This is a genomic window from Alteribacillus sp. YIM 98480 (assembly GCF_009765375.1).
Taxonomy (GTDB): domain Bacteria; phylum Bacillota; class Bacilli; order Bacillales; family Marinococcaceae; genus Alteribacillus.
The window spans coordinates 36,713-47,493 of record NZ_VTOK01000022.1; the positions used below are offsets into that span (position 1 = coordinate 36,713).

The window sequence follows — 10,781 nt, forward strand, 5'->3', positions numbered from 1 at the left end:
GATACGTCAAGGGACTATGAAAATTTCAAGGATTCTTTATATATATTAACAGAATCATCGTAGTTTTCATTGCATTATGCTTTAGATCGTTTATTTAAAAATCAGCAATATCCTTATGTAACTAACATCATTAGAAATAATCGGCTTACCGCCGAGTCCTTATGGCGGAAGTCGTAGTTTTAGTTATACTTTGTTCCTTTAACAAAGTTAAACTTTCTTAAAGTATAAAATAAAACCGGGCGGCCATGGCCCGGTTTTAATTTTATCTCACTTTTTCGCCGTATACTTTGTTTAATACTTCATGAGAAGCCTTTGAAGTTAAATTTTTAGGGATGCTATCAATAACTTTTGCACCAAGGTGCTTTTCAAGATCACGAATGGATTCTTTATTTCCAACAAGGTAAACACCTTGCTGGTTTCTATTTTTCACTTCTTTATCTATAACCGGAGCAAGGTTTTTATACCAGCGCTGCCGATTTTCCTCAAAGCGCTGCTGTACTTCATCTACTTGAGTGGAACCAGAAGAAATTCTTTCTGTTGCTGAATTTCCTTCATATTGCTTCCAATCCTCTGATTCAACTTCCCAGCTAAAATGCTTTTCCTCTCGAATCTCTCCAAGTGCAGTATCTATAAAATGAACATCGCTTTTTTGTACCATAACTATTCCAGCAGCCGGATAATTTGACTGCAATTCTTCTAATTGGCCAAGCTCTGGTTTTTTTTCCCAATGAAAAGCAGTCTCAACTGGAACCTGAAGAATTTTTTCCATGAGAATATTACCGTCAGCAGAAGCTATAAAAACGTAACTTTTTTGCAAGTTCATCTGCCGATCGTATATGTGTTGATCTGCTTGGTCCGCTACCTTTTTAAATGCCTTTTTTTCATCAGCCGTGCCGCTTGTGTCCACATACTCTTTTAATTTTTTCAATCCATTTTTTAATCGTATTTTCCATTCTCCACTATGCTGGCTGCCATCACCAAAATCTGTATTTAAATAAATAGTCAATATGCCCGTTTCATCTTGCTGTTGAGAGTAATTCTTGAGCTCTTCTAATAATCCCATAACCAATGCCTCCTTTTACGAACTTAACAACACTACATTTTTCTTATTTCCTTTTAAAAATGAACATAAACTTAATATTTAGAAAAAGTTCGCTTGTTTAGTATTAAAGGCGGCATTTGATTATCCTAAAAATAAGAGCTGCCATTTTAGACAACTCTTTTTACTTACATTTCTTTTGAAACATTATGGCCGGTGGGAAGTCTTTCTACATTGTCAGCTTGATCTATTTGTTTCACTTGTTCTTCTGATTCCTTCTCTTTTAATTCTTTTAGTTCTTCAGCCGTTTTTTGGGTTCTTTCTTTTACATTTAAAGTAGTATCTTTTAAATGGCTAGCCCTTTGGGAAATTTGTTGAATGTCTTCATTCGCTGATTTTAATAAGTCCGATAATTCATTAGAAGCTGTTTTAACCTGTGAAATGATTTCTTCTCTATTTTCAGACAAGAATTTACTTGCTTCATTGATCGCAGCAGCTGTTTGTTTTGTTCCGTTTATTATTTTTTCTCTCGTACGACGATTCCCAAATAATACAACAGCAGAAGCGCTTCCTACCGCTAAACCAATTTTCAGCCCTAGTTGTGATCGTGATTGTTTCTCTTCTTTATTTTCCATTCCTTCCATCCACCTTCCTTCTTTTTTATCTTCTACATTCATTATATAGTATTTTCATACCACCAATGAAGCAAGATTATTCTTTTATTTACAATCTTAATTTGAGTGAATGATCATTCATTAAATTAAATGATATAAAAACTTGTTTTAAAAACAAGTCTTAATAACAAAAAGCTAGTTTATTTTATACAGTTTAACGTAAACATTTCATCCTTTGTAAGCAGAATAATAAAGCTTATTTTTTTGTACTGTGACAGATAGTAAATTTTTCTCTTCTAATAAATCTAAGTGACCTAATATTTCAGACATCGTTAAATCCGGCTGTATATCGACTACTTCCTTAAAAAACAAAGCACATATTTGATAGCAATCCTTCGAACCGTGTTTTTTCAATAAATTCAATAGTTGTTCCGCTCGCGCTTCCTGATCCTTTAAACGAGTATTTATTAAATCATTAACATTTATTACCGTCTCACCGTGACCGGGATGCACTTTATCAATCGGTAAATGCGCACATTTTTCTAAAGCTTTACGGTATTGAAGTAATGATCTGCTCCTATTCTTTTCTCCAGGGTACGGGGCCTCAATAATAGCGTTAGAAGAAATGTGACCCAGAATGTGATCTCCTCCAATAAAACATCCATCTTCTTCTCTCAGCATAGATACGTGGGTTTGTGCGTGACCTGGTGTTTCAATTATTTTCCATCCACTTAATCCATCTATCAAATCTTCATTTTTAAGAGATGAACTAAGTGTTGTTGTTTTCATCATTCGCATATAGTTTTTATTCTCTTTTAATATTTTGTTCTTCAAACGCAAGGGTACATTTAACCGGTCATATAAGGTACTAAAAAAAGCAATTATGTTAGAAAAAAATTCTGAGTCAGCCTCGAGCCAATAATTATTTTTCCAATTCCCTTTTATTTCTGCTGTTTCAGCAAAACAGTATGTTAACCCGGCATGATCAGGGTGATGATGAGTTAATATAATTTGATCAATATCTTCAGGCTGATATCCTCGAACTTTTAATGATTTCGTCAATACTTCCCATGCTTCTGTCGTATTAGGACCTGTATCAACCAGAGTTAAAGCATCCCCTTCAATTAAATAAACATGGACTGGTCCCACCAAAAAGGGGGTTGGCAAGGTGATTTGATGAATGTGATGGGTTTTTAGGAACGTTGGTGACATGTGTTACCTCCTTTCTATACTGCTAAACTGTGTCATTTAAATTTCACATGGTTAACAGTGAAAAAAAGAATGTTTAACCTCTCTTTAGCTAAACATTCACTAAAATAGTAATTAGTTATAAACTTCTAAAATGAAATCATCTGTTTCAAGCTGTTCAAACCTCTCCTCACTATTATGCTTAAGATTATTTAACTTTGTATTTAACTCCTCAATTTGTTTTTCTATACTAACAATTGACTTTTTTTGAGATACAGTCATTTCCCACCCTCCCCTTTAAATTGAATATTCTGACTAGTGTAACATTAAGTTAATACAAGAGTACCGTATTTAAATTGAAATAAATTTATAAATATTCTAACACTTGTTTGATAATTTGTAAATAACCGTTCTTTTTAGTAAACGCTTACAAAACAAAAACGAATTTTTATGAAGTTGATTTTGTTTTTATATTGCAATTTTTTAAAAAATATTAACATTTTTCTTGTCTATTATGTTATTTAAAACGTTATAATGGGTAATGGATGGACGAGAAAATATTATAAAGGAAGGTTTGGATAATGAGAAAACCAATGCGCTCCACCTTAGAAGAACTAATCAACGAAAACAAAGAAGAGCTTTTAAGGGATCCAGCAGCAATAAACAAAATAGAGAAAAAGCTGGATGAACGAAAAGCTAAAGAGGTTTATGTTGAAGAATTAGAAGAATATAAAGAAAAAGAAATGAAGTACGCAAAATGATAAAAAGGCCGTCCCCTGGTCATAGTGGGGATGGCTCTTTTTTTCATAAACCGAGGTAGTCTGATAAGCAATAGTGGGGTTTTACTCATTTTCCCTCCACATCTTAATAAGCTTTATCAAGATAACTTTTAATCGGTCAAATACTTTATAATCAAATCGTAAACCACCGTTCTTTGTTCTTTTCTTTCGTTTATTAAATGATGGCTTCCCTCATCTACTAACATCCTTTTTGCTCTTGGAAACAACTTAAGATAAGCCTCCAAATTATGTTTCCAGTCTACCGTCTGATCTTCTGTCCCTTGAAGAATAAGAATATTATGATTGATGGGAGCTTTTGCTTTCAATTGCTTTTCCCATTCAAACATAGCATCAACCCATTTTAACGAAATAATTTTTCCTTGAAGTGGATCAGCTTTTAACTTTTTCATAAATGCAGTGTTTCCTGAGTTCATACGAAACCTTCTCGGCAATTCGTCCCGAAAAAGAGACACCAATGGGGTAGAAAGTTTGCTCACCCACCATTGGTTTGAACGAATCAGTGGTGAAATTAAACAAACTTTTTTAAATGGAGCAGGACCGCTCGTTAACAGATAATCTGCTAATATAGCCCCCCCTGTGCTGTGTCCCACACCATGTAGTTCTGTAATACCGCGCTTCCTTAATGTTTTTAATATGGATTCCAGCGCATTTTGATACTGCTGAAAAGAATCTACTTTAAAGCGCTCCCCTCCTGAGAGGCCGTGACCAGGCAAATCAAAAGCCGCCACACTATATCCTTGGTTAAGGAGATGCCAAATTAACGCGGCATTTGTTCCCGTATGGTCGAAAAAACCATGGAGAAACAGAACAGTTTTTTTTCTCTCCAAAGGATGAGTAGGTGAAAACAATTGAAAAAATAATGAGCTGTCGTCATATTTCACCCATTCATATTTCACATTTTCATGAGGCAAATTGTATTTGTCCACGTATTTTTTAATTGTTTTAGATTCCGTATTCATCCCGCTTTATTCCCTTCTTTTTAATAACCCGAGTCTTTTTAGCAAGTATTATATCTTTATATCTTATGTTATTTATCAGCTTATTATATAACGTTAGAAAAAACTCAGTTTGTCGACAATTCCTTATGTTTAATGCCATATACTAAAAGTGAAAATAAAAAACTGTTCTCTCATCTTTTAGGAGAGAACAGTCTTTTTACTACCTTTTTATTGCATACGAGGATCCGCCAATAAACGTTCCATTTCTTCCATGTGACCCGTTTCATCAGCGATTAAATCTTCTAATTTAATTTGAAGTTCAATTAAACCTAATTCATCAGCTTGCTTTGCCCGTGTTTTGTATCGTTCAATGGTATCTTTTTCTGATTGAAGAGCATTTTGAAGCATTTCTTTAACATCTTCCGTTTGTTTTACGTCAGCTGGCCGGGTCGTAGGAGTTCCGCCAAGTGTCTTAATTTTTTCCGCTAAATAAAGAGCATGTCCCTGCTCATCAGCTATTTCTCCTTCAAAGAAAGGCTTTAAAACCTGGCGGTATAATCCAGAAACTACCGCAGCATTGTTATTGTACATAATTACGGCTGCATATTCATTTGCTAAGTCTTCATTTAAGCCATCGATTAGTTCTTTCATTTTTGCATCCATTTAAGACTCCTCCTTCAATAACTACAAAGATTTTAGATATTTGCTGTGCTATTCTTTATTCTGTCAAAAACATGTTTTCCATTATAAATAGTACCCTTTTACAGAAACGGTTAAACATAAGAAAAGCAAAAGCGCCTTGCTCACGAGCGACAAGTCCTGGAGGGTCGGCATATGGAAAGCTGATCTTGGCTTTCCATTGACGAACCGAAGGAATCTCGAGCGAGTAGGCGCTTGCGCTAGACATGTAAATCGCCAAAAATTTACTTACTTACCTTTTTTAAAAAGACAAACATCTCATTTATGGAAAATGGAAAATTCCACATTCACCTCAAAGGTTTAGGATTTCCGAAAATGTTCAGAGGTCCATACTTTTAGCAGAATATCTTCTCTAGCATTTTGCGTATTGGGATATGACATGAATGTAACTAAACTCTATTTTTGAAACAGTTTTCGATATTCTCCATACCCCTCTTCTTCTAAATTATCTTTAGGAATAAATTTTAATGCTGCAGAGTTAATGCAATATCTTAATCCATCAGGCGGCGGGCCATCAGGGAAAACATGACCAAGATGCGAATTGGATTGTTTCGTTCTTACTTCTGTTCTTCTCATACCAAACGAAGTATCTAATTTTTCCACAACGCTCTCCGGGTAAAGGGGTTTTGTGAAACTAGGCCAGCCGCAATTCGATTCAAATTTATGGTCTGAACTAAATAAAGGTTCTCCAGAAATAATATCGACGTATAACCCTTCATCCATCAAATTCCAGTATTCATTATCAAACGGACGTTCAGTTCCGTTGTTTTGAGTGACTTCAAATTGAATAGGTGTAAGCTTTTTTTTCAGTTCTTCTTTATTATGTGCCATTTTCATTCACCCCAATATTCTTTTATAAACCCTTCTCTTCCTGAACCTTTACGATACATTAAATAATGGAATTGGTTTTTTTTGTGATAATCCTGGTGATATTCCTCAGCTGGATAAAAAGTCTTGGCAGGTATTATCGGTGTCACAATAGGTTTATTAAATGGGCCTTCTTTATCAAGCTCTTTTCTCGATTGTTCGGCCTCCAATTTTTGCGGCTCATCATGGTAAAATATAGCAGTTTGGTAGGATTCTCCTCTGTCATTAAATTGACCGCCGTGGTCTGTAGGATCAATTTGCTTCCAAAACGTATTTAATAGCTCTCTATAAGATACTTTTTCCGAATTATATTCTATTTGAACTGCTTCTACATGCCCTGTTTTATTCGAGCACACTTCTTCGTAAGTTGGATTTTCAGTGGAACCGCCAGTATATCCTGAGGTAATGGATAAAACTCCCTCAAATTGCTCAAAAGGGCCGACCATGCACCAGAAACAACCTCCAGCAAATGTAGCTAATTTCGTTTTATCAGCCACGCTCCTCCTCCTTCCTGCTTTTACCTTATCTTAAATTATATCATTAAGTTCATTTATATACTGAAAATCTGCTTTAGAAAAACATACCGCCAAGTCCTGATGACGGAAGCCCTAGTTTTTTTAAACTTTAGCAAAGTTAATTTTATTAAAGTATAAGAAAAGGACAGCCTCCAGACGGCTGCCCTTTTCTTGATGGTTTATTGAAGCTGTTTTATAGATTCTCGGTTAAATGCTGGTAAATCATCAGGGGTTCGGCTTGTTACAAGATTATGACAAACAACCACTTCTTCATCATGCACATCTGCTTTTGCATATTCAAGATCTACAAGTATAGAAGTAAAGCCGGTCACTTTTCGTCCCTCTAATGCTTTTGCTGTTATTAGAAGCTGTGGTCCGTGACAAATAGCAAAAACAGGTTTATTTTCATCTACAAAATGCTTAGCAAATTTCACAAATCGTTCATCTGCACGCAGCATATCCGGTGAAAAACCACCTGGAATAAATAAAGCATCAAAATCAGCAGGATTCACATCATCTATTGCAGCATCAACTGTGGCTTTCGCTTCTCCATTTTTCCCTTCCACTGTCTTACCTTTCTCTTTCTCAATGACAGTTAATTGGTGACCTTCTTTTTCAAAAGCTTCTTTTGGGCTCGTGTACTCGGAGTCTTCAAACATATTGGTCATGACTGCTGCGATTTTTTTACTCATCATTTATCACTCCTTCGTGTTTCTCTCATAGCCACGTTGGTATTTATACCCTTCACATTTTCCTTTAAACATCATTTTCTTCCATAGTCTGCTTTTATTTCTCCCCATTCCTTTGTGTTCCACTTTAAAATAGGGTTGTCCCACTCATTATGTTTCAGCCAGTTTTCCGCTCGTTCAACTAAGCTCCAAATTTCCTCTGTTTCTTTCGAACGTTTTAAGCTTGAATTTGCTTTCTTTTTTTTCACCCAGTTCATTGCTGTGCCCGAATCTGTATATATTGGTTTTTTACTACTATTCTTTTGGCAATATGAAAGGGCATGGACGATTGCTAAAAATTCGCCCATATTATTAGTTCCCATATCTACTCCAGGATGAGAAAATATTTCTTCTCCAGTTTTTGTACAAACGCCTTTATATTCTACAAAACCAGGGTTGCCATGAGAACCTGCGTCCACTGAAATGCTTTCTTCTATGTATGGTTGATTGCTTTCCTTATTAACGTGAGTAACATCCTTATTTTCATCATTAAATGCACGTTCTGCTTCCTCTTTTGATAAGAAAGAACGAAAGGACGCCCCTGAAAATCCTTTAACTTGTTTTTCACATTCCGGCCAGCTGCTATATATACCTGGTTTTCTTCCTTTCCAAACAACATAGAATTTCTTTTTTGCCATTATTAAACACTCCTGTAAAAGTTTTCATTAATTACCGTTGTTTTTTTAAGTGGACAATATTAGTGTCTCTTTTTATGCGATAAGGCTGCATGTAAGAACGGAAAAACGGTACCGTTAAAACATAAAGGAGAATTATCAAAGGGAGAGGATACACGTAAGCATATAAAAATGTAATCAACCACCCTTTTATCTCCAATCCTTTCAGTATTAAACCATGAAATACAATAGAACTCGTTGCGCACATCATCACAATAAATATTATATTCACAATATGAAACAGAAAAAAGGGTTGTTTATGATTTACTTCTTTTTCAAGCATCCATTGCATCGCAAGAGTTACGAACATTGTTATAATAGCTGCAGTAGAAGGCAGAATGATGATAAATATCAATTCTTTCACTGACATTCTGTTTTCCCCCTTCAATGATAAACTATTTCTTATTATTTATATTGCTGCTGCATTACTTATCTTCAATCTTAAATTTTAAGAAAAGCGCAAGCGCCCTGGTCAGCCGCGACAGGTTCTGGAGCTTTCGCGCAGGGTCGCCTGCGACCCGGAGTCGAAAGGGAAGAAACCCCGAGCGGCTGGGCGCTAAAGCTAGACATCAAAAACGCCAAAATTTATACTTTCTTACCTAATTAGAAAAACTTGGGTTCTCCAAGTCCTTAATGGCTAAAGCCTTAGTTTTTCTTATACTTTAATCCTTAAAAAAAGTTCAACTTTCCTAAAGTATAACAAAAGAAAACATACCTATTAGCAAAGTAAATTTTTTTCACACAAAAAAGAGCCCCTCTTTAATTTAAGGGCTCTTTTTATAAGATAGCTATTATTATTCTTCCTCTTCTTCTTCCATAGCACCATCTTCATTGTCTTCGTCTTCCATGCCGCCGCCATTTTCTGCGTCATCTTCAATTTCTACATCCTCTTCTCCTCCACCATTGTCACCTTCCATTGCTGGATCTTCTTCTTCTACTCCCCCGCAAGCAGCCATTACACCAACAGCTAACACACCGGACAATGCAGCATAAAGTAACTTCTTATTCATTAAAATTCCTCCTTCTGTTGTTTTTACTGACGGTATTTTGATTTCCATCACAAACATTTCCCAAACGTGCGAAGTGGATTTTACACATTATTACATCTTTTCAACTAAGCACAATAGGAAAAATAAGTTAGTGATAAAAGTTTGTGCCTTTTTACCAAAAAATATGCATTTTTATTTTTTAAGCGAAAATTGCTGAAAAATTGTGTCATATTGAAGTGGATAGATTTCAAAACCACACATATCGTTTATAATCGTTTGGTTTCTTAATACCGATAAAGCTAGATTTGTTGCAGCTGTCCCATGTGAATGATCTAAATTAGTTAACGTATAAATATTATGAGATCTCTTATCATTAAAAACAAGACGGTAGTAATCATCGACTTTATATCTTTTATTATCTTCCCAAACTAACTCAGCCATTTTTGTTATCCACTTAGGAATATTTGGTTTGTATCCCGTCGCTAAAATTACTTTATCTGCTGTTTTTTTAAACCTTTCGCCCTTTTGCCACTGTTCGCAGTATATGTTATATTCTTTATTCTTTCGTTTAATATCTTTTATTTCTGTCATAGGCTGTAAGGTAACAGAAGGATCTTTTCTTTCAATAGAACGGTGATAGAGCAGTTCATAAATTTTCATCAGCGTTTCTTGTTCGATTCCTTTTCTACCTTTATCCAGTTCAGGCAATGCTTCCAATCTAGCGTCAAACCCTAACGAACGAAAATAATTAATAAAATCTGGTGAAAACACTTCCCTAGCCAGCTTTGCTGCTTCTGATTGATAGAAACCTGCTGAGCGAGTAAACCAAGTAAGGTCATAATCATAGTGTTTTTGGTCCACGAGCAGATCATAAAATATTTCAGCTGCACTTTGTCCTGATCCGACAATCATAATCTTATCTCCATTTTTTATTCGTTCTTTTTTGAGTCCATATAAACTGCTGTGATAGATGTCTTCATCAATTTTGTCATCTAATCCTGGAGGGAAAAGCGGAGTGCTCCCAGTACCCACTACCACGTGGCGGGTGAAATAGGTATGCTTTTCTCCGTTGTTAACATGTATTACTTGAATTTTATAACATTCTTTTTCCGGAATTTCTTCTACATCGGTTACCCGATATCCGAAATGACAGGCGGTGAGCTTATTAGCAACCCATTTTGCATATGAATTATATTCTTTTCTCGGAATTTTTAAATCTTTGTTAAAATAAAATTGGTATAATCGATTATGTTTATGTAGGTAATTTATTATTGTGTAGGGGCTGGTGGGATCTGCAAAAGTGACAAGATCAGCAAGGAAAGGCGAATTTAGCACGGTACCCTCAAGCAGCATTCCAGGATGCCATTCAAACGTACTATTTTGTTCAAAAAATAGACCGTTTATATTCTCAACCCTATCTAGTAAAGCGGCTAATCCCAAATTAAAGGGACCAATTCCAACTCCAATTACATCATAAAGATTGTTTGTATTCATCGATCTCTACCTTTCTTCCCATTTCAATATCAAATAGGGGCTGGGACATAACTAGCCCGAAATAGTAAAAAAGATTCCGATTATCGTTTTTTGATAATCGGAATCTTTTTTGATTATTATTCAGGGGGCCATGATGTTTGGAGGCGGTATACTTTCTCAAGTTTACCACCATGAATGCAAATCCTAGTTCATTTTCTACTTTTTCTTTGCCTCTCACCGACATTCGAGTGAAACGC

15 protein-coding genes and 1 pseudogene are annotated in these 10,781 nt (G+C 35.4%); 1 reads left to right on the forward strand and 15 read right to left on the reverse strand.

All coding sequences use genetic code 11. The features are described from left to right. Positions 1-262 precede the first annotated feature (262 nt). From FZF09_RS20555 to FZF09_RS20570, 4 genes are all read right to left on the reverse strand, one after another. On the reverse strand, positions 263-1,063 hold the full coding sequence (locus FZF09_RS20555; RefSeq protein WP_158738435.1) for a VLRF1 family aeRF1-type release factor: 801 nt from the start codon (positions 1,061-1,063) through the stop codon (positions 263-265). Positions 1,064-1,227: 164 nt separating this feature from the next. Further along, positions 1,228-1,674, reverse strand: a complete 447-nt coding sequence (locus tag FZF09_RS20560) for a YtxH domain-containing protein (protein WP_233269580.1) — start codon at positions 1,672-1,674, stop codon at positions 1,228-1,230. 207 nt (positions 1,675-1,881) lie between these two features. After that, on the reverse strand, positions 1,882-2,865 hold the full coding sequence (locus FZF09_RS20565; protein WP_158738437.1) for an MBL fold metallo-hydrolase: 984 nt from the start codon (positions 2,863-2,865) through the stop codon (positions 1,882-1,884). Positions 2,866-2,976: 111 nt separating this feature from the next. Continuing rightward, on the reverse strand, positions 2,977-3,123 hold the full coding sequence (locus tag FZF09_RS20570; protein ID WP_158738438.1) for a hypothetical protein: 147 nt from the start codon (positions 3,121-3,123) through the stop codon (positions 2,977-2,979). A 299-nt stretch (positions 3,124-3,422) separates the two neighbouring features. Between FZF09_RS20570 and FZF09_RS20575 the strand changes: the two genes are divergently transcribed. Next, a complete protein-coding gene (locus FZF09_RS20575; protein ID WP_158738439.1) occupies positions 3,423-3,602 on the forward strand; it encodes an FbpB family small basic protein in 180 nt (59 codons plus the stop codon). Between the two features lie 128 nt (positions 3,603-3,730). On the opposite strand, the gene FZF09_RS20580 is transcribed toward FZF09_RS20575, so the two are convergent. The 11 genes and pseudogenes from FZF09_RS20580 to FZF09_RS22890 all read right to left on the reverse strand — a co-directional run. Continuing rightward, positions 3,731-4,600 carry an alpha/beta hydrolase gene (locus FZF09_RS20580; protein WP_158738440.1) on the reverse strand — a complete coding sequence of 290 codons (870 nt, stop codon included), beginning with the start codon at positions 4,598-4,600 and terminating at the stop codon, positions 3,731-3,733. Between the two features lie 207 nt (positions 4,601-4,807). After that, entirely contained in the window at positions 4,808-5,242 is a 435-nt protein-coding gene (locus FZF09_RS20585; protein ID WP_158738441.1) for a ferritin-like domain-containing protein, read from the reverse strand. A gap of 55 nt (positions 5,243-5,297) precedes the next feature. Next, on the reverse strand, positions 5,298-5,486 hold the full coding sequence (locus FZF09_RS20590) for a hypothetical protein (RefSeq protein ID WP_158738442.1): 189 nt from the start codon (positions 5,484-5,486) through the stop codon (positions 5,298-5,300). 188 nt (positions 5,487-5,674) lie between these two features. Beyond that, on the reverse strand, positions 5,675-6,109 hold the full coding sequence (gene msrB / locus FZF09_RS20595; RefSeq protein ID WP_158738443.1) for a peptide-methionine (R)-S-oxide reductase MsrB: 435 nt from the start codon (positions 6,107-6,109) through the stop codon (positions 5,675-5,677). A 2-nt stretch (positions 6,110-6,111) separates the two neighbouring features. Continuing rightward, positions 6,112-6,642, reverse strand: coding sequence for a peptide-methionine (S)-S-oxide reductase MsrA (msrA, locus tag FZF09_RS20600; RefSeq protein ID WP_158738444.1), 531 nt, complete (start codon positions 6,640-6,642; stop codon positions 6,112-6,114). Positions 6,643-6,839: 197 nt separating this feature from the next. Next, positions 6,840-7,352 carry a type 1 glutamine amidotransferase domain-containing protein gene (locus FZF09_RS20605; protein WP_158738451.1) on the reverse strand — a complete coding sequence of 171 codons (513 nt, stop codon included), beginning with the start codon at positions 7,350-7,352 and terminating at the stop codon, positions 6,840-6,842. 71 nt (positions 7,353-7,423) lie between these two features. Next, a complete protein-coding gene (gene rnhA / locus FZF09_RS20610) occupies positions 7,424-8,026 on the reverse strand; it encodes a ribonuclease H (protein ID WP_158738445.1) in 603 nt (200 codons plus the stop codon). A 31-nt stretch (positions 8,027-8,057) separates the two neighbouring features. After that, complete coding sequence (locus FZF09_RS20615; protein WP_158738446.1) at positions 8,058-8,432, reverse strand: hypothetical protein; 375 nt, start codon at positions 8,430-8,432, stop codon at positions 8,058-8,060. A gap of 424 nt (positions 8,433-8,856) precedes the next feature. Then, positions 8,857-9,072: a DNA primase gene (locus tag FZF09_RS20620; protein ID WP_158738447.1), complete on the reverse strand. Its 216-nt coding sequence runs from the start codon at positions 9,070-9,072 to the stop codon at positions 8,857-8,859. Between the two features lie 171 nt (positions 9,073-9,243). Beyond that, the gene (locus FZF09_RS20625) at positions 9,244-10,545 is read right to left on the reverse strand and encodes a lysine N(6)-hydroxylase/L-ornithine N(5)-oxygenase family protein (protein WP_158738448.1); all 1,302 of its coding nucleotides are present in this window, start codon (positions 10,543-10,545) and stop codon (positions 9,244-9,246) included. Next, positions 10,523-10,781 (reverse strand): annotated as a pseudogene (locus tag FZF09_RS22890) (hypothetical protein); the annotation flags it as partial. The pseudogene FZF09_RS22890 and the gene FZF09_RS20625, both read right to left, overlap by 23 nt.